General features: G+C 63.5%; 14 protein-coding genes. All 14 read left to right on the top strand.

What is annotated here, in order from left to right; translation table 11 throughout:
• Window positions 1-29 precede the first annotated feature (29 nt).
• The 14 genes from VMP31_RS08490 to urtA all read left to right on the top strand — a co-directional run bounded on the left by VMP31_RS08490 (window position 30) and on the right by urtA (window position 18,747).
• Window positions 30-1,994 (top strand): methyl-accepting chemotaxis protein, encoded by a 1,965-nt coding sequence (locus VMP31_RS08490; protein WP_325505997.1) that lies wholly within the window; start codon window positions 30-32, stop codon window positions 1,992-1,994.
• Window positions 1,995-2,120: 126 nt separating this feature from the next.
• Entirely contained in the window at window positions 2,121-3,887 is a 1,767-nt protein-coding gene (locus tag VMP31_RS08485; RefSeq protein ID WP_325505995.1) for a protein-disulfide reductase DsbD, read from the top strand.
• A gap of 120 nt (window positions 3,888-4,007) precedes the next feature.
• Window positions 4,008-4,457 (top strand): type II 3-dehydroquinate dehydratase, encoded by a 450-nt coding sequence (aroQ, locus tag VMP31_RS08480; RefSeq protein WP_325505993.1) that lies wholly within the window; start codon window positions 4,008-4,010, stop codon window positions 4,455-4,457.
• 22 nt (window positions 4,458-4,479) lie between these two features.
• Window positions 4,480-4,941 carry an acetyl-CoA carboxylase biotin carboxyl carrier protein gene (gene accB / locus VMP31_RS08475; RefSeq protein ID WP_325505992.1) on the top strand — a complete coding sequence of 154 codons (462 nt, stop codon included), beginning with the start codon at window positions 4,480-4,482 and terminating at the stop codon, window positions 4,939-4,941.
• Between the two features lie 17 nt (window positions 4,942-4,958).
• Entirely contained in the window at window positions 4,959-6,308 is a 1,350-nt protein-coding gene (gene accC / locus VMP31_RS08470; RefSeq protein WP_325505989.1) for an acetyl-CoA carboxylase biotin carboxylase subunit, read from the top strand.
• Between the two features lie 316 nt (window positions 6,309-6,624).
• Window positions 6,625-7,503: a 50S ribosomal protein L11 methyltransferase gene (gene prmA, locus VMP31_RS08465; protein WP_325505987.1), complete on the top strand. Its 879-nt coding sequence runs from the start codon at window positions 6,625-6,627 to the stop codon at window positions 7,501-7,503.
• A gap of 58 nt (window positions 7,504-7,561) precedes the next feature.
• Complete coding sequence (locus VMP31_RS08460; protein ID WP_325505985.1) at window positions 7,562-8,875, top strand: DUF3426 domain-containing protein; 1,314 nt, start codon at window positions 7,562-7,564, stop codon at window positions 8,873-8,875.
• A 193-nt stretch (window positions 8,876-9,068) separates the two neighbouring features.
• Window positions 9,069-10,067: a tRNA dihydrouridine synthase DusB gene (gene dusB, locus VMP31_RS08455; protein WP_325505983.1), complete on the top strand. Its 999-nt coding sequence runs from the start codon at window positions 9,069-9,071 to the stop codon at window positions 10,065-10,067.
• Window positions 10,064-10,384 carry a DNA-binding transcriptional regulator Fis gene (fis, locus tag VMP31_RS08450; RefSeq protein WP_325505981.1) on the top strand — a complete coding sequence of 107 codons (321 nt, stop codon included), beginning with the start codon at window positions 10,064-10,066 and terminating at the stop codon, window positions 10,382-10,384. The genes dusB and fis overlap by 4 nt, the downstream gene beginning before the upstream one ends.
• 91 nt (window positions 10,385-10,475) lie before the next feature.
• Complete coding sequence (purH, locus tag VMP31_RS08445) at window positions 10,476-12,083, top strand: bifunctional phosphoribosylaminoimidazolecarboxamide formyltransferase/IMP cyclohydrolase (protein ID WP_325505979.1); 1,608 nt, start codon at window positions 10,476-10,478, stop codon at window positions 12,081-12,083.
• A 198-nt stretch (window positions 12,084-12,281) separates the two neighbouring features.
• Complete coding sequence (purD, locus tag VMP31_RS08440; RefSeq protein ID WP_325505977.1) at window positions 12,282-13,571, top strand: phosphoribosylamine--glycine ligase; 1,290 nt, start codon at window positions 12,282-12,284, stop codon at window positions 13,569-13,571.
• A gap of 114 nt (window positions 13,572-13,685) precedes the next feature.
• Window positions 13,686-16,469 (top strand): hybrid sensor histidine kinase/response regulator, encoded by a 2,784-nt coding sequence (locus tag VMP31_RS08435; RefSeq protein ID WP_325505975.1) that lies wholly within the window; start codon window positions 13,686-13,688, stop codon window positions 16,467-16,469.
• A gap of 54 nt (window positions 16,470-16,523) precedes the next feature.
• Entirely contained in the window at window positions 16,524-17,120 is a 597-nt protein-coding gene (locus VMP31_RS08430) for a MarC family protein (RefSeq protein WP_325505973.1), read from the top strand.
• Between the two features lie 358 nt (window positions 17,121-17,478).
• Window positions 17,479-18,747 carry an urea ABC transporter substrate-binding protein gene (urtA, locus tag VMP31_RS08425; RefSeq protein WP_325505971.1) on the top strand — a complete coding sequence of 423 codons (1,269 nt, stop codon included), beginning with the start codon at window positions 17,479-17,481 and terminating at the stop codon, window positions 18,745-18,747.
• Window positions 18,748-18,762 lie beyond the last annotated feature (15 nt).

Raw genomic sequence — 18,762 nt, 5'->3', positions numbered from 1 at the left:
CCCGTACCGTTCCCCATCGGTCGAGCCCTATGCGCCTTAAATCCCTTACCAACCTCAACACCCTGTTGCTGGTCGCCGTCTGTGTGGCCCTGACGGCGACGCTCTGGTGGTCGCAGCGCGCCCTGGAGCGCCCCTACCAGCTGATGGAGCGCTACCTGAGCCTGTCGCAACAGTTTCAAGGCGAGAGCGCACAGAACATTGCGGCATACCTGGAAAGCGGCGACGCCCTGCGCCATAGCGCCGCCCTGCAATCCCTGGCTGCCCTGGAGCTGGCGCTCGCCGACCTGCCAACACAGCTGGCGGAAAACCTGCGTCCCAGCCTGAGCGAACTGCAGCGTTTCAGCGCCAACCAGCTGCTGGCCGCCGGCAAGCTGTCCGGCGATCCCCAGGGCCTGCTGCTGCAAGCCGAACGGGAAATGGAAGCAGCACTGGAACAACTGGCGAACTACGCCGACAGCGGCGAACCCGCCGCAGCCGCTGGCTATCGCCGCCCGCTGTTCAGCGCGGCCCGCCATCTCACGCGCCTGGGCCATGCCCGGGCCAAGCTGGTCAGCAGCGGCCGCGGCGAACTGGTCAGCGAGGTCGAGCGCGAACTTACCGCACTGCAAAAACAGGCGCAGGCACTCAGCGATTTACCGCTGCTCGGCGTGGCCGAGACCGAGCAGTCCGCCAGCAACAGCTTTGCCGGCCTGCTGGGCCTAGACGAAAGCAGCGAAAGCAGCCAGGCCGAAGACCGCGGCATTGCCCTCAAGCGCGACCTGGCCAACCTGATCAAGCGCTACCCGGCCGAACTGCAGCGCACCCGTGAGCTGATCGAGCAACGCGGCGTGCTGGCCAGCAGCACCCGCGCTCAGGTCGATCAGGTGCAGCAGGCCCTGGCCGCCCTGGAGCCTCTGGTGCGCGCCGAACACGGACGTATCCAGGGCGAAGTGCAACTGATTCTGGGCCTGATGATCGGCCTGATTCTGCTGATCGCCCTGATCATCGACACCATCCAACGCCGCCTGACGAAGATCCTCACCCACCTGGTGCCGTCCCTCTCCGCCTGGGCCCAGGGCGACTTCGCCACGGATATCCACCTGGGCTCGAAGATCCGCGAGCTGGCGGATATCGAAGCCTCGCTCAATCGTCTGCGCGCCTACCTGGTCGACCTGGTCGGTACCATCCGCCAGCACGCCGAACAGGTGGTTGGCTCCAGCCGCACCCTGGCCGAGCTCAGCGGCGGCCTGCACGGCGGGGCCGAGCGCCAGGCCGGCGATACCGCGCAGATTCACGACGCCCTCGGCGAGCTGCAGGCCACCATCCAGCAGGTGGCCGGCGACGCCAGCCAGGCCGCCGATGCCAGCCGTGATGCTGACCGCGCACTGGGCCAGGGCCAGCAGGTGATCGGCCAGAGCCTGAGCGGTTTGCACTCACTGGTCGGCGAGGTGCAGGGCAATGCCCAGGCCATCGAACGCCTGGCCGAGGAAACCGCCACCATCGACAAGGTGCTGACGGTGATCCGCGGCATCGCCGAGCAGACCAATCTGCTGGCCCTGAATGCCGCCATCGAAGCGGCGCGGGCCGGCGAACTGGGCCGCGGTTTTGCCGTAGTGGCTGACGAGGTGCGCTCGCTGTCGCAACGCACCAGCGGCGCGACCGCCGAGATTCAGGCGCTGATCGGCCGCCTGCAACAGGCCGCCCTGCAGTCGGTGCAGGCCATGCGCGCCCAGGTCCAGCATGCCGAACATACCGCCAGCCAGGCAGAAGCGGCCGATGGCGCGCTGGACGAGATAGTCGCAGCGATCCGCACCATCGCCAGCATGGCCGAACGCATCGCCGACGCCACTGCCCAGCAGAGCGGCGCGGTCAGCGAGATCCGCGGCCACAGCGAGCGCATCCACAAGCTGGGCGGCGACAACCTGTTGCGCATCGGCGAAGGGCGCAACCAGGGCGAGCAGCTGTTGCAACTGGGCGGTCAGTTGCATACCGCGGTGCAGGCCTTCAGGGTTTGACGGCCGCTGGCGCGGCAATCTGTCGCGCACCATCCGGCCTGCAGACAAGACCGCTTACAGGCTAAGGCATGCGCGCAGCCTTGCGCCTCCGTTATGATGCGGCGATTCCCGCATCACGAGCCTGCCATGCACCGTCTACTCAGCCTGCTTCTGCTTCTGTTCGTCCTGCCCGCCAGCGCCGGTCTGCTCGACCAGCGCCCTGCGCCTGCGCAACTGGGTGCGGCACTGAACAACAGCGCGGATTTTCTGCCGGTAAGCGAAGCCTTCAAGCTCAACCTGATCGACAGCTCGAGCGAGTCGATCAAACTGCGGTTCGTCGCCGCCGAGGGCTACTACCTCTACCGTCATCGCTTCAGTTTCAGTGCTGAACCGGCGAGCGTGCGCCTAGGCGAGGCCGTGCTGCCGGCCGGCCAGGCCAAGACCGACGAGTACTTCGGCGAGGTCGAGGTATATTACGAGGTGATGGACATCGAGGTGCCGGTGGCGAACCCGGACAACCTCCCGTTCAATCTCAGTGTCAACTACCAGGGCTGCGCCGACAAAGGTCTGTGCTACCCGCCGGAAACCATAGTACTGGCCATCGGCGGCGGTGCAGCGCCCGGCAACGCCAGCGCGGATGCAGCGACATCCTGGAGCTGGACCGATCTGGCGTTGTTCTTCCTCGGCGGCCTGGCCCTGACCTTCACGCCTTGCGTGCTGCCGATGCTGCCGATCCTCACCGGCGTGGTGCTGCGCGGCCAGCCAGGCGGCCTGCGCAGCCTGGTGCTGTCGCTGGCCTACGTGCTGCCAATGGCCCTGAGCTTTGCCATTCTCGGCGCGCTGATGGGCCTGTTCGGTGCCGAACTGAATCTGCAGGCACGCCTGCAATCGCCCTGGGTGCTGGTGCCGTTTGCGATTTTCTTCGCCCTGTTCGGCGCGGCCAGCCTGGGCTTTCTCGAACTGCGCCTGCCGGCAGCCCTCGACGGTCGCTTGCAGCGTCTGAGCCAGCGCCTGCACGGCGGCACGATTTTCAGCGCGGCGGCCCTCGGCGTGCTGTCCAGCGTGCTGGTATCGCCCTGCGTATCCGCGCCACTGGCCGGTGCCCTGCTGTATATCAGCGCCAGCGGCGATGCCCTGGGCGGCGGCCTCAAGCTGCTGGCCCTGGGCCTGGGCATGGGTGCACCGCTGGTGTTGTTCGCCGTCGGCGGCGGCGCGCTGCTGCCGAAATCCGGGCCCTGGATGCTCACCGTGCGTAACCTGTTCGGTGCTCTGCTGCTGGCGGTGGCCATCTGGCTGCTCGAACGCGTCGTACCGGGGCCGGTCAGCCTGGCGCTGTGGGGCCTGCTGGCCGCCGGCGTGGCCCTCTGGCTCGGCGCGCTGGAGCTGACCCCCAAGACTCATCACCAGAAGCTCGCCCAGCTGCTGGGCCTGCCGCTGCTGGTCTACGCCCTGGTGGCCTGGGTTGGCGCGCTGCAGGGGCAGGATGATCCGCTGCGCCCACTCGGGCGGATGGTCAGCAGCGCCGAGGCGACTCAGGTGCAATCAGGCCAGTGGCAAGCCATCAGCACCCCAGCTGAGTTGGACGCGGCCCTGCTCGCTGCAAAAAATAACGGCAAACCGCTGCTGCTCGACTGGTACGCCGACTGGTGCATCAGCTGCAAGGTGATCGAGCGCGAAGTGCTCAGCGCCCCGCAGGTCGGCAGCCAGCTGGGCGACTATGAGTTGGTACGTTTCGACATCACCGAAAGCAACCCCGCGCAACGCGCCCTGCTCGACCGTTATCAGTTGTTCGGGCCACCTGCGATCCTGCTGTTCGACGCCAAGGGCAACGAATGGCGGGATTTGCGCGTCGTCGGCGAGATCGATGCCAGCGGTTTTGCCGCCCGCCTGATCCAGGCACGCGAACGCTTTTAAGCAAAGCGGTCACATTAATGGCGCAAACTACGGTCATCGTGCAGGCTATTGCACAGAACTGGACAGTCGCAAGGCGACTCCGGCATAGTCCGGCGAGTGTAAAAACAAGGACTCAGGATCATGGCTACCCTCTTGGTGCTCCACGGCCCCAATCTCAATCTGCTCGGCACCCGTGAACCAGGCACCTACGGCTCCACCACCCTGGAGCAGATCAACCTGGATCTGGAGCGCCGCGCCCGCGAAGCCGGTCATCACCTGCTCTACCTGCAGAGCAATGCCGAGTACGAGCTGATCGAGCGCATTCACGCCGCACAAGGCGAAGGCGTCGACTTTATTCTGATCAATCCCGCCGCTTTTACCCACACAAGCGTCGCATTACGTGACGCATTGCTGGCGGTGAGCATCCCATTCATCGAAGTGCACCTGTCCAACGTGCACAAACGCGAAGCTTTCCGCCATCACTCCTACTTTTCCGATGTAGCTGTAGGAGTGATCTGCGGCCTTGGCGCCAGCGGTTACCGACTGGCCCTGGAGGCTGCACTCGAACAACTTGATCTTAAGCGCCCCTGACCTCACCGGGAGTTGAAAAACTATGGATATTCGTAAAGTCAAAAAACTGATCGAGCTGCTGGAAGAGTCCGGCATCGACGAGCTGGAAATTCGCGAAGGCGAAGAGTCGGTACGCATCAGTCGTCACAGCAAGCAGCCGACCTATATGCAACAGCCGATGTACGCCCCAGCACCTGCGCCAGCAGCTGCTCCGGCTGCCGCGGCTCCGGTCGCTGCTGAAGCCGCCGCTCCGGCTGCTGCCAAGCTCAACGGCACCGTGGTGCGCTCGCCGATGGTTGGCACCTTCTACCGCGCCTCCGGCCCGGACTCGGGCAACTTCGTCGAAGTTGGTTCGAGCGTGAAGAAAGGCGACATTCTCTGCATCGTCGAAGCGATGAAGATGATGAACCACATCGAGGCAGAAGCCAGCGGCACTATCGAATCCATCCTGGGCGAGAACGGCCAGCCGGTGGAATACGATCAGCCTCTGTTCACCATCGTTTGAACCGAGGAGAGCCTGCGATGTTGGAAAAAGTTCTGATCGCCAACCGCGGCGAGATCGCCCTGCGCGTCTTGCGCGCCTGTAAAGAGCTGGGCATCAAGACCGTCGCGGTGCATTCCACCGCCGACAGCGAACTGATGCACCTGGGCCTCGCCGACGAGTCCGTATGCATCGGCCCGGCCTCCGGCGCACTGTCTTATTTGAATATTCCGGCGATCATCAGCGCAGCTGAAGTCACCGGTGCCACCGCGATTCACCCCGGCTACGGCTTCCTTGCGGAAAACGCCGATTTCGCCGAACAGGTGGAAAACTCCGGCTTCGCCTTTATCGGCCCGAAAGCCGAGACCATTCGCCTGATGGGCGACAAGGTGTCGGCCAAGCACGCCATGATCAAGGCCGGTGTACCGGTAGTACCCGGCTCTGACGGCCCGCTACCGGAAGACGAGGAAACCGCCCTGCAGATTGCTCGCGACGTCGGTTACCCGGTGATCATCAAGGCCGCTGGCGGCGGCGGTGGTCGCGGCATGCGTGTGGTACACAAGGAAGAAGACCTGATCAAATCGGCCAAGCTGACCCGCAGCGAAGCCGGTTCGGTATTCGGCAACCCCATGGTCTATCTGGAGAAGTTCCTCGGTAATCCACGTCACGTGGAAGTCCAGGTACTGTCCGACGGCCAGGGTAACGCCATTCACCTGGGTGACCGCGACTGCTCGCTGCAGCGCCGCCACCAGAAGGTATTGGAAGAAGCGCCAGCGCCGTTTATCAACGAAAAATCCCGCGCCGAAGTGCTTAAGCGCTGCGTCGATGCCTGCATCGAGATCGGCTACCGCGGTGCCGGCACCTTCGAGTTCCTCTACGAAGACGGCAACTTCTACTTTATCGAGATGAACACCCGCGTCCAGGTCGAGCACCCGGTCTCGGAAATGGTCACCGGTATCGATATCGTCAAGGAGATGCTCAGCATCGCCGCCGGCAACAAGCTGTCGTTTACCCAGGAAGACGTAGTGATCCGCGGCCATTCCCTGGAATGCCGGATCAACGCCGAAGACCCGGACAACTTCATGCCCTGCCCCGGCAAGGTCAAGCACTTCCATGCCCCGGGCGGCAATGGCGTGCGGGTCGATTCGCACCTGTACAGCGGCTACACCGTACCGCCGCACTACGACTCGCTGATCGGCAAGCTGATCACCTACGGCGCAACCCGCGAAGAAGCCATGGCGCGCATGCGCAATGCCCTGGAGGAAATCGTGGTCGACGGCATCAAAACCAACGTGCCGCTGCACCGCATGCTGGTCCGCGACAAGGGCTTCTGCAAAGGCGGCGTGAATATCCATTACCTAGAGAAAAAGCTAGGTATGGATAAGCACTAAGCTTCGGCATAGCGCGATCAGAGCCTGTTTAGGATCTCGCGAGCTAGAGTCATGCAAGGCGCTACGTTAGTAACAGCCTCCGGCTGGTCAAAACGGCGAGGAAGCGGAGTTTACTGGTGTAAATGAGCATTCCGAGCCTGTTTTTAACGCAGCAGGGCCGACGCGCAGCAGATCATAAATAGGCTCTCAGACAAGGGCCGCCATTGGGCGGCCCTTGTCGTTTCCGCCGACCGCAAGCGGTGGCAGCCGCCCCACCGCTTCAAGTAAGCTGCGCGCCAATTTGCACCATCACGCCACAGCGCTCACGAGGTTTCCCATGCCCTGGCTACAAGTCCGTCTCGCCATTACTCCGGATCAGGCCGAAACCTATGAAGACGCCCTGCTGGAAGTGGGTGCCGTTTCGGTGACCTTTATGGACGCCGAAGACCAACCGATTTTCGAGCCGGACCTGGGCACCACGCCGCTGTGGTCGCATACCCACCTGCTCGCCCTGTTCGAAGCCGAGACCGACGCCAATGCAGTGTTCGCTCACCTGCAACTGCTGACCGGTGCCGAATTGCCCGAGCACCAGGCCGAGGTGATCGCCGATCAGGACTGGGAACGTAGCTGGATGGACGGTTTCCAGCCCATGCGTTTCGGCCAGCGCCTGTGGATAGTGCCCAGCTGGCACGCCGCGCCGGAGCCGGACGCGGTCAATCTGCTGCTCGATCCGGGCCTGGCCTTTGGCACCGGCACCCATCCGACCACCGCACTGTGCCTGGAATGGCTGGACGGCCAGAACCTGCAGGATTGCAGCGTGATCGACTTCGGTTGCGGTTCGGGCATCCTGGCGATTGCCGCCCTGCTGCTCGGCGCGCCCCACGCGGTGGGCACCGATATCGACATCCAGGCCATCGAAGCCTCCCGCGATAACGCTGGGCGCAACGGCATCGACCCGGCGCGCTTCCCGCTTTACCTGCCGGACGCCATGCCGCAACAGCCGGCAGACGTGGTAGTTGCCAATATCCTCGCCGGCCCGCTGGTGGCGCTGGCCCCGCAGATCACTCGCCTGGTCAAGCCGGGCGGCCGCCTGGCACTGTCGGGCATCCTCGCCGAACAGGCCGAAGAGGTGCGCGCCGCCTACAACGACGCCTTTGACCTCGACCCCACCGCCGATAAAGACGGCTGGGTGCGAATTAGCGGTGTACGCCGCTAGGTGCTGCATTACCGAGCACTTACGTTAGACTAGCCGCCTTGTTTAGCCGGATCGCCGCATGACCCAGAGTTTCGTCACCCAGTGCCCCCATTGCCGCACCAGCTTCCGCGTCAATCTCGCGCAGCTGGGTGCCGCCCATGGTGCCGTGCGCTGCGGGGCCTGCCTGCACGTATTCAATGCGGCGCAGCAACTGCGCGAACAGGGTGAGCAACTGCCGGTCGCCGCACCGCCACCGAACAAACCCGCGCCAGCGCCCGTAGCCCCCGCAGCACCGCCGGCACCCGCCCGCGCGGCCAGCGCTGCGCCGAGCGGCAAAGCCGACGAAACCCTGTGGATCCACGACGATCTGGATCTCGACAGCCTCGATCTGGATGAAGAGCTGGCCAAGCTGGAAGAACAGGAACAGCAACTGTCCCGGCAGTTTCTCGCCATCGATCAGGCCCCCAGCCGCAGCGAGAGCTTCCCGGCGGCCGAACCGGACGAGGCCGACGCTCATGACGAGCGCTGGGCCGAAGCATTGCTGCACGAGGATGCGAGCAAACCCGCCCCCGCAGCAGCACCCGTAGCGCCAGCCACCCGCGCAGCGCCGACACCAGCCCCCCAGCCAACGGCCGAGCCGCCAGCCGGCCCGCCCGAAGTCAAACTGTCCGCCACGGCCGTGGATGACGAAGAGCCCGCCCAGCCACACGTCGACCTGCGCGCCGAGCGCGAAGAACCACTGCCGGAGCAGAACCAAGACCAGAACGAAGAGCCAGCCGACCCAACGCCTGTCGCGCCGCACAAGGCGGCGACCAGCCCGGCAACACGCAGCGAACCCGAACTGCGCGACAGCTACCACTTCGACCTCGACGAAGACCCCCTGCAACTGGACTGGCAGCCGGCGCAAAAGCCCTGGGGTCGCTGGCTCGGCTGGGGTCTGCTGAACCTGCTCGCGGCCAGCGCCCTGGGCGGCCAGTATCTGGCCTACAACTTCAACGAACTGGCCCGCCAGGACCAGTACCGCCCCTGGTTCGAACAACTCTGCCCGCTGCTCGGCTGCCAGCTACCGTCCAAGGTCGATATCACCCAGGTCAAGAGCAGCAACCTGGTGGTGCGCAGCCACCCCGAATTCAGCGGTGCACTGGTGGTCGACGCCATTCTCTACAACCGTGCGCCGTTCTCCCAGCCCTTCCCGCTGCTGGAGATGCGCTTCGCCGATATCAACGGCCAGCTCCTGGCCAGCCGCCGCTTCAAACCCAGCGAATACCTGGCAGGCGAGCTGGCCGGCAAGGCCGAGATGCCGCCGCAAACCCCCATCCATATCGCCCTAGACATCCTCGACCCAGGCACCCGGGCCGTGAACTACAGCCTGAGCTTTCACTCGCCGGAATAAGGCGCACCTGGCGCAATGGTTGGAAATCCGCCCCCAACCAAACCCTTCGCGATAAGCCGATAGCTGTTCAGAATTTGTTCAAAACAGCCTTTCTCCGGTCATCCAGAGCGGGTATCATGCCCACCCTTTTTCGCACTCTCCTATCGGCCTCAATAGCAGATCTCTTCGCAGGTCTCTTGAGCAGGGAAGCCCTATGTCGGCGCTACGCATCGGCCCCTATACATTGCCCAACCAGCTGATCCTCGCCCCCATGGCGGGCGTCACCGACCAGCCATTCCGCCAGCTGTGCCGGCGGCTGGGTGCCGGCATGGTGGTGTCGGAGATGGTCACCAGCGATATGCGCCTGTGGAATACCCGCAAGTCGAGCCTGCGCATGGTGCACGAGGGCGATCCCGAGCCCCGTTCGGTGCAGATCGCCGGTGGCGACGCGCAGATGCTCGCCGAAGCGGCCAGGCGCAATGTTGAACTGGGCGCGCAGATCATCGATATCAATATGGGCTGCCCGGCCAAGAAGGTCTGCAACAAGGCCGCCGGTTCCGCCCTGCTGAAAGACCAGGCCCTGGTTCGCGAGATTCTTCAGGCGGTAGTCGCCGCGGTAGACGTGCCGGTGACCCTGAAGATCCGCACCGGCTGGGACCGGCAGAACAAGAACGGCGTCGAGGTGGCGAAGATCGCCGAAGACGCCGGCATAGTGGCCCTGGCCGTACACGGCCGGACCCGCGCCGACCTGTACACCGGCGAGGCCGAGTACGACACCATCGCCGCGATCAAGCAGGCGCTGTCGATACCGGTGCTGGCCAATGGCGATATCGACTCGCCCCAGAAGGCCAAGGCCGTATTGGCTGCCACCGGCGTCGACGGCCTGCTGATCGGTCGCGCGGCCCAGGGCCGGCCGTGGATATTCCGTGAGATCGAGCACTACCTGCGTACCGGTGAACAGCTCCCGGCACCAGGCCTGTTCGAAGTGGAACGTATTCTGCTTGAGCACCTGACGGCACTGCACGCCTTCTACGGCGATGTAATGGGCGTACGTATCGCCCGTAAGCATGTCAGTTGGTATCTCGCAACCCTGCCGGGCGCCAGGGAGTTCCGCGCCCACTTCAATCGTCTGGACAGTACGGACGCGCAGTGCGCCAACGTTCGCGAGTTTTTCGGCGAACGTCATAACAATGGAGAAGGGGTGGCCGCATGACGATGTTGACCGAGACTTTAGAGAGTGGAATGGCTCCCGTGAGTGACAACAGCAGTTTGAAACAGCACCTCAACACGCCGAGCGAAGAAGGCCAAACCCTGCGCGGCAGCGTTGAAAAAGCCCTGCACAACTACTTCGCCCACCTCGAAGGTGCCGACGTCACCGACGTCTACAACCTGGTCCTCACCGAAGTCGAGGCTCCCTTGCTGGAAACCGTGATGAATTACGTCAAGGGCAACCAGACCAAGGCCTCCGAACTGCTCGGCCTGAATCGCGGCACCCTGCGCAAGAAGCTCAAGCAATACGATTTGCTGTAACCCCCGAACTCCCGAAAAGGGCGGCCCACATAAGCCGCCTTTTTTGCTGATAGCTCTTTTTTGCCGATACCTTCGCCTGATGGACTCTGAAATGACCGACCAGACCACCCGCCTCCCCGTTCGCCGTGCCTTGATCAGTGTTTCCGACAAGACCGGCATCCTCGAATTCGCTCGCGAGCTGTCCGCCCTTGGCGTGGAAATCCTCTCCACCGGCGGCACCTACAAGCTGCTCAAGGACAACGGCGTAGCCGCAGTGGAAGTCGCCGACTACACCGGCTTCCCGGAAATGATGGACGGCCGGGTCAAGACCCTGCATCCGAAGATCCACGGCGGCATCCTCGGCCGTCGCGCCCTCGACGGCGCGGTGATGGACGAGCACGGCATCAAGCCAATCGACCTGGTCGCGGTCAACCTCTACCCCTTCGCCGCCACCGTGGCCAAGCCGGGCTGCTCTCTTCCCGACGCCATCGAGAACATCGACATCGGCGGCCCGACCATGGTCCGCTCCGCGGCGAAGAACCATAAAGACGTGGCCATCGTGGTCAACGCTGGCGACTACGCCGGCATAGTCGAGTCGCTGAAAGCCGGTGGCCTGAGCTACGCCCAACGCTTCGACCTGGCCCTGAAAGCCTTCGAGCACACCGCTGCCTACGACGGTATGATCGCCAACTACCTGGGCACCATCGACCAGAGCCGCGACACCCTGTCCACCGAAGACCGCGGCGCGTTCCCGCGCACCTTCAACAGCCAGTTCGTCAAGGCCCAGGAAATGCGCTACGGCGAGAACCCGCACCAAAGCGCGGCGTTCTACGTGGAAGCGCAGAAGGGCGAAGCCAGCGTGGCCAGCGCCGTCCAGCTGCAGGGCAAAGAGCTGTCGTTCAACAACGTCGCCGACACCGACGCCGCGCTGGAATGCGTGAAGAGCTTCGTCAAACCCGCCTGCGTAATCGTCAAGCACGCCAACCCGTGCGGCGTGGCCGTGGCCCTGGACAGCGAAGGCGGCATCCGCCAGGCCTACGAACTGGCCTACGCCACCGACACCGAGTCTGCGTTTGGCGGCATTATCGCCTTCAACCGTGAGCTGGACGGTGCCACCGCCCAGGCCATCGTCGAGCGTCAGTTTGTCGAAGTGATTATCGCGCCGAAGATCAGTGCCGAAGCCCGCGCCGTAGTCGCCGCCAAGGCCAATGTGCGCCTGCTGGAATGCGGCGAATGGCCGGCCGAGCGCAGCGCCGGCTGGGACTTCAAGCGGGTCAACGGCGGCCTGCTGGTACAGAGCCGCGATATCGGTATGATCAAGGCTGAAGACCTGAAGATCGTCACCCAGCGCGCACCGAGCGAGCAGGAAATCCACGACCTGATCTTCGCCTGGAAAGTGGCCAAGTTCGTTAAATCCAACGCCATCGTCTATGCCAAGGGCCGCCAGACCATCGGCGTCGGTGCTGGTCAGATGAGCCGGGTGAACTCTGCCCGTATCGCCGCGATCAAGGCCGAGCATGCCGGCCTGCAAGTCGCCGGCTCGGTCATGGCCAGCGACGCCTTCTTCCCGTTCCGCGACGGCCTGGATAACGCAGCAGCCAATGGCATCACCGCGGTGATTCAACCGGGTGGTTCGATGCGCGATGCAGAAGTCATCGCCGCGGCCGACGAGGCCGGTATTGCCATGGTGTTTACCGGCATGCGTCACTTTAGGCACTAAAATCGGCCGCACTCGGACAGGCATCTGCGGCGTTGTCCGGCCCTCCCCCCATGCTCATTGCCAGAAGGCAACTCAGCTGGGTGAAGGGCCGGACGCCTTGCATCTACCAGCCCGATCGCGACCTCGAAATTTGTAGGGTGGATAACGCTTCGCTTATCCACCAAACGGCCATACGCCGGCCTCCATTGGGAGAGAAACATGAACGTATTGATTATCGGCAGCGGCGGTCGTGAACACGCCCTGGCCTGGAAAGTTGCGCAAGACCCGCGCGTGCAGAAGGTCTTCGTCGCCCCCGGCAACGCCGGCACCGCCACTGAGGCCAAATGCGAGAACGTCGCCATCGACGTGCTGGCCATCGAGCAGCTTGCTGATTTTGCTGAAAAGAACGTGCAGCTGACCATCGTCGGCCCGGAAGCGCCACTGGTGAAGGGCGTGGTCGATCTGTTCCGCACACGCAAGCTGGATATCTTTGGCCCTACCGCCGCCGCTGCGCAGCTGGAAGGTTCCAAGGCCTTTACCAAGGACTTCCTCGCTCGCCACGCGATCCCCACCGCCGACTACCAGAACTTCACCGAAGTCGAGCCGGCCCTGGCCTACCTGCAAAAGGTCGGCGCGCCGATCGTGATCAAGGCCGACGGCCTGGCCGCGGGCAAGGGCGTGATCGTGGCCATGACCCTGACTGAAGCCGAAGACGCGGTGCGCGATATGCTCGCTGGCAATGCCTTTGGCGAAGCCGGTTCGCGGGTAGTGATCGAGGAATTCCTCGACGGCGAAGAAGCCAGCTTTATCGTTATGGTCGATGGTGCCAACGTGCTGCCGATGGCCACCAGCCAGGACCACAAACGCGTCGGCGACGCCGATACCGGCCCGAACACTGGCGGCATGGGTGCCTACTCGCCAGCCCCAGTGGTCACCGCCGAGGTGCACCAGCGGGTGATGGACGAGGTGATTTACCCCACCGTGCGCGGCATGGCCAGCGAAGGCAACGTCTACACCGGCTTCCTCTACGCCGGGCTGATGATCGACAAGGCCGGCAAGCCCAAGGTTATCGAATTCAACTGCCGCTTTGGCGACCCGGAAACCCAGCCGATCATGTGCCGCCTGGAATCTTCCCTGGTGCTGCTGGTCGAAGCCGCACTGGCCAAGGCGCTGGACAAGGTCGAAGCCAAGTGGGATCCGCGCCCGACTGTCGGCGTGGTACTGGCTGCCGGTGGTTACCCGGGCGACTACGCCAAGGGCGAGGTGATCGCAGGCCTGGACGCCGCCGCGCAGATCGACGGCAAGGTATTCCACGCCGGCACCGCCCTGTTGGATGGCCAGGTGGTCACCGCTGGGGGCCGGGTACTCTGCGCCACTGCCATCGGCCGTACGGTTGAGGAAGCCCAGCAGCAGGCCTATCGCCTGGCGCAACAGATCAGCTGGAATGGCTGTTTTTATCGGCATGACATAGGTTACCGTGCCATTGCCCGTGAACGCGGCGAAGGCTGAAGGCCGATTCAGCGCTAAAACCCTGTAAAGGTGGCCAAATGGCCACCTTTTTCATATTTCGCTGGGTAACAGCTTGGCTATAATCCGACCACTTACTTTCGAAGGGAATTCACCGTGCGCCGGCTGAGGAATGCCATACACCTGTTGCTCAGCAGTCTGCTGCTGATGGCGCTCGCTGTAGCCTCCGCCCAGGCGGAACCACAGGCTATCTGGTCGCAACTGGCCGACCCCGGGGCCGAGCTGCAACTGGATGACGTTCGTTCACCGCGGCATATGGCGCGCTTTGCCCGCACCGATCTGGCCGCGGTGTACACCCCCGGCAACAATGCCGCGCTGTGGCTGCATCACCGCCTGCCGGCCAGCCCCGACGCGCAGATGCTCAGGGTCTTCGCCCCCTACCTGGCCTACCTCGATCTCTATGTGCTGCACGGCGACCAACTGATCGCCCAGACCCATACCGGCAGCCACCTGCCCTTCTCCAGTCGCCCGCTGGCCAGCCGTGACTTCCTCCTGCCGCTGCCCCAGTTCGATGCCCCTGTGGATATCTACCTGCGCCTGGCCTCCGAACACGCCCTGCGCCCGACCATCGGCCTGCACCACGCACAGAGCATGGCCGCCGACGACAGCCGCGGCACACTCTACGGCCTGCTGCTCGGGGCCATGGTCATGCTGGTGCTCTACAACATCGTGCGCTTCGTCTATACCCGCGCCACCAGCAGCCTGTGGCTGGCCGCGACGCAGACCTGCGTGCTGCTGAGCGCCGTCAGCCTGCTGGGCATCAGCACGCGCTGGCTCGGCGAGATGCAAAGCCTGCAGCCGCAGATCGCCAACCTGTCGATGCTCGCGGCCATGCTCTGCGCGCTGACCTTCACCGCCAGTTTCTTCCGCCAGGTCTGCCCGCGCACGCCGCTGAACTACCTGCTGAGCATCGAGGTGGGGCTGATCGGGCTGCTCTGCGTAGCCCTGCTGGTAGCCACCAGCCTGCAGTTCAACCAGCTGGTCTACCTGCTGACCGCGCTCTCCGGGCTGAGCATCCTGCTGGTCGCGCTGACGCACTGGCACCATGGCTACGGCCCGGCCCGCCTGTTCAGCCTGGCCCTGCTGCTGTTCTGCGTGGCCTTTATTGGCTCGTTACCGATTCTGTTCGGCTACTGGGCAGTACAAACCGACTGGCTGGTCTACGGCCTGCTAAGCGTCACCGTGGTCAGCGGCTTTATTCTCAGCATGGCCCTGAGCGAGCGACAGCGACGCATCATGCAGGACCAGTTCAGTACCAGCCGCGCCCTGGCCGCCAGTTCGGCGGAGTTGAAAGCCAAAGCCGAATTCCTCGCCAAGATCAGCCACGAAATCCGCACCCCGATGAACGGCGTGCTGGGCATGACCGAGCTGCTGCTCGGCACGCCACTCTCAGCCAAGCAACGCGATTACGTGCAGACCATCCACAGCTCGGGCAACGAGCTGCTCACCCTGATCAACGAAATCCTCGATATCTCCAAGCTCGAGTCCGGCCAGATCGAGCTGGACGACGTGCAGTTCGACCTCAATGCCCTGATCGAAGACAGCCTGGATATCTTCCGCGCCAAAGCCGAGCAGCAGAAGGTCGAACTGATCAGCTTTATGCAGCCGCAGGTACCGCGGGTGATCAGCGGCGACCCAACACGCCTGCGCCAGACCCTGCTGAGCCTGCTGGACAACGCCTTCAAGCAGACCGACGAAGGCGAGGTCCTCCTGGTGGTGGCCCTCGACACCAGCAGCGACCTGCCACGCCTACGCATCGCCGTACAGGACAGCGGCAAGCCGCTGGATGCCAGCGAACGCGATGCCCTGCTCAACGCCGAGCTGCATAGCAAGGACTTTCTCGCCGCCACCAAGCTCGGCGGCCGCCTGGGGCTGATCATTGCCCGCCAGCTGGTACGCCTGATGGGCGGCGAATTCGGCATTCAAAGCGGCGGCAATCAGGGCTCGACCCTGTGGGTCAGCCTGCCGCTGGACAGCACCCGCCTGGAGCAACCACCCGCCGATCTCGACGCCTCGCTGCAGGGTGCGCGGCTGCTGGTGGTCGACGACAACGACACCTGCCGCAAGGTCCTGGTGCAGCAGTGCAGCGCCTGGGGCCTGCAGGTCAGCGCCGTGCCTTCGGGCAAGGAAGCCATGGCCCTGCTGCGCACCAAGGCGCATCTGCATGAGTATTTCGATGCCGTCCTGCTCGACCAGGACATGCCCGGCATGAGCGGCATGCAGCTGGCCGCGCGGATCAAGGAAGACCCCAACCTCAACCACGACATCCTGGTGATCATGCTCACCGGCATCAGCAACGCGCCGAGCAAGATCATCGCGCGCAACGCCGGGATCAAGCGCATCCTGGCCAAACCGGTGGCCGGCTACACCCTGCGCACCACCTTGGCCGACGAGCTGGCGCAGCGCGGCAAAGGCGACTCGCCGCTGTTTACCCCGGCTCAGGTCAGCCAGCCGCTGAATGTGCCCAGCGACTTCCGTATCCTGGTGGCCGAGGACAACAGCATCTCCACCAAGGTGATCCGCGGAATGCTCGGCAAGCTCAATCTGCAGCCCGACACCGCCAGCAACGGCGAAGAAGCCCTTAGCGCCATGAAAGCCCAGCAGTACGATCTGGTGCTGATGGACTGCGAGATGCCGGTGCTCGACGGTTTCTCCGCCACGGAGCAATTGCGCGCTTGGGAAGCCGCCGAACAGCGCAACCGCACCCCGGTGGTGGCCCTGACCGCGCACATCCTCAACGAACACAAGGAGCGCGCGCGCCAGGTCGGCATGGACGGCCATATGTCCAAGCCGGTGGAGCTGTCGCAGCTGCGCGAACTGATCGAACACTGGGTCGCCGAGCGGGAAATTCGCCGCCAGCGCAATGCCCTACCGTTATAAGCCCCGAGCCTGCCTCCAGGCTCTAATCCACCCATTCCAAGAGACGAGTCTTCCATGGCGTCCGCGCTGTTCAGCCTGTATTTGAAACTGCTGGTGCTCTATAGCCCCTTCTTCGTGCTGTCGTGTTTTATCGGCCTGAGCCGCGGCTATACGGTCAAGGAGCGCAAGCGCCTGGCCTGGAAAGTCGCCCTCGGCGTACTGATCGCCAGCGTGCTGCTGTACCTGTTCGGCAAGCACATCTTCACCCTGTTCGGCATCACCATCGACGCCTTCCGCATCGGTGCCGGCAGCGTGCTGTTTATCTCCGCCCTGGGCATGGCCCAAGGCAAACCGGCGGTGCAGAGCGACAACGTGCAGCAGGACGTGACCATAGTGCCGCTGACCATCCCGCTTACCGTCGGCCCCGGCACCATCGGTGCGCTGCTGTTGATGGGGGCCAGCCAGCCGCACTGGGACGACAAGCTGGTGGCGGTATTGGCCATCTTCCTGGCCAGCCTCACGGTCGGCGTGGTGCTGTACCTGTCCAACCAGTTCGAACGCCTGCTCGGTGATCAGGGCCTGCAGATCGTCAGCCGCCTGATGGGCCTGTTTGTCTGCGCCCTGGCTGCGCAGATTATCTTTACCGGGGTGAAGAATTACCTGGCGCTCTAACTCGGTGCACTCTCGCCACAAAGCGCCGTTTCGGCCAGGCTGGCGCACCAAAGCAGCGCACCTGCCAACCCGGCGATTACCTCCTGATCGCGCCAAAACCTTCTAAAACAGGGCTTTGCGGCGCTTGGCACGGATGCTGCCATTGGACTGACGACCTATAGGAGCCTGCCAGGCTCAACGCTGTTCTACTGCGGAAAAGTCGGATTGGTCATTTTTGCTGCTTTCCCTCGTTAAATAGCCAGCTATTCGCCTCGGAAAAGCAACAAAACTGCCTCAACCCGGACTTTCCCTCGCTACGAACGGTTAAGCCCGACAGGCTCCTAGGTCTCTCCCAATCGTTGCGCACGGAGCCATAAGAATGAAACGTCGTCCTTTTCTGAAATCCACCTTTGCCGCCAGCGCCCTGCTGCTCAGCGGTCTGTTCCCGTTCACCGCGCAGGCCGCCGAGACCATCAAGGTCGGCATCCTCCACTCGCTGTCCGGCACCATGGCTATTTCCGAAACCTCGTTGAAAGACATGGCGCTGATGACCATCGACGAGATCAATGCCAAGGGCGGCGTACTCGGCAAGCAACTCGAACCCGTAGTGGTCGACCCGGCCTCCAACTGGCCGCTGTTCGCCGAACGCGGTCGCCAGCTGCTGACCCAGGACAAGGTCGACGTCACCTTCGGCTGCTGGACTTCGGTGTCGCGCAAATCCGTATTGCCGGTCTATGAAGAGCTGAATGGCCTGCTGTTCTATCCCGTGCAGTACGAAGGCGAAGAGCTGTCGCCGAACGTCTTCTACACCGGCGCCGCGCCAAACCAGCAGGCCATCCCGGCGGTCGAGTACCTGATGAGCGAAGACGGCGGTGCCGCCAAGCGCTACTTCCTGCTCGGCACCGACTATGTCTACCCGCGCACCACCAACAAGATCCTGCGCGCCTTCCTGATCAGCAAGGGCGTGGCTGAAAAAGACATCGAAGAGGTCTACACCCCCTTCGGTCATAGCGACTATCAAACCATCGTCGCCAACATCAAGAAGTTCTCCGCTGGCGGCAAGACCGCGGTGATCTCCACTGTTAACGGCGACTCCAACGTGCCGTTCTACAAGGAACTGGCCAACCAGGGCCTGGAAGCCACCGACGTACCAGTCGTGGCCTTCTCCGTGGGCGAGGAAGAACTGCGCGGCATCGACACCAAGCCGCTGGTTGGTCACCTGGCCGCCTGGAACTACTTCCAGTCGGTGGAAAACCCGGTCAACACCGAGTTCGTCAACAAGTGGAAGGCCTATGCCAAGGCCAAGAACCTGCCAGGTGCCGACAAGGCCGTGACCAACGACCCGATGGAAGCCACCTACGTGGGCATCAATATGTGGGCGCAAGCAGTCGAGAAGGCCGGCACCACCGATGTCGACAAGGTGCGCGAGGCGCTGGCCGGGCAGACCTTCGCCGCGCCGAGCGGCTACACCCTGACCATGGACGCCACCAACCACCACCTGCACAAGCCGGTGATGATCGGTGAAATCCAGGAAGACGGTCAGTTCTCGGTAGTCTGGGAAACCAGCAGCCCAATCCGCGCCCAGCCGTGGAGTCCCTACATCGAAGGCAACGACAAGAAACCGGATTACGCGGTGAAGTCTAACTAAGGCAAAAGCCCTTCC

The organism is Pseudomonas sp., from assembly GCF_035512415.1.
GTDB lineage: Bacteria > Pseudomonadota > Gammaproteobacteria > Pseudomonadales > Pseudomonadaceae > Aquipseudomonas.
Note: the sequence above shows the minus strand (reverse complement) of the source record. Positions and strands in the feature narration are given on the sequence as shown.

What these genes read in the sequence shown, in the direction of transcription:
- VMP31_RS08485 (WP_325505995.1), top strand. Translation starts at nt 2,121, where the DNA reads ATGCACCGTCTACTCAGCCTGCTTCTGCTTCTGTTCGTCCTGCCCGCC.
- VMP31_RS08430 (WP_325505973.1), top strand. Translation starts at nt 16,524, where the DNA reads ATGGCGTCCGCGCTGTTCAGCCTGTATTTGAAACTGCTGGTGCTCTAT.
- VMP31_RS08490 (WP_325505997.1), top strand. Translation starts at nt 30, where the DNA reads ATGCGCCTTAAATCCCTTACCAACCTCAACACCCTGTTGCTGGTCGCC.
- urtA (WP_325505971.1), top strand. Translation starts at nt 17,479, where the DNA reads ATGAAACGTCGTCCTTTTCTGAAATCCACCTTTGCCGCCAGCGCCCTG.
- VMP31_RS08460 (WP_325505985.1), top strand. Translation starts at nt 7,562, where the DNA reads ATGACCCAGAGTTTCGTCACCCAGTGCCCCCATTGCCGCACCAGCTTC.
- purH (WP_325505979.1), top strand. Translation starts at nt 10,476, where the DNA reads ATGACCGACCAGACCACCCGCCTCCCCGTTCGCCGTGCCTTGATCAGT.
- aroQ (WP_325505993.1), top strand. Translation starts at nt 4,008, where the DNA reads ATGGCTACCCTCTTGGTGCTCCACGGCCCCAATCTCAATCTGCTCGGC.
- purD (WP_325505977.1), top strand. Translation starts at nt 12,282, where the DNA reads ATGAACGTATTGATTATCGGCAGCGGCGGTCGTGAACACGCCCTGGCC.
- dusB (WP_325505983.1), top strand. Translation starts at nt 9,069, where the DNA reads ATGTCGGCGCTACGCATCGGCCCCTATACATTGCCCAACCAGCTGATC.
- fis (WP_325505981.1), top strand. Translation starts at nt 10,064, where the DNA reads ATGACGATGTTGACCGAGACTTTAGAGAGTGGAATGGCTCCCGTGAGT.
- accC (WP_325505989.1), top strand. Translation starts at nt 4,959, where the DNA reads ATGTTGGAAAAAGTTCTGATCGCCAACCGCGGCGAGATCGCCCTGCGC.
- prmA (WP_325505987.1), top strand. Translation starts at nt 6,625, where the DNA reads ATGCCCTGGCTACAAGTCCGTCTCGCCATTACTCCGGATCAGGCCGAA.
- accB (WP_325505992.1), top strand. Translation starts at nt 4,480, where the DNA reads ATGGATATTCGTAAAGTCAAAAAACTGATCGAGCTGCTGGAAGAGTCC.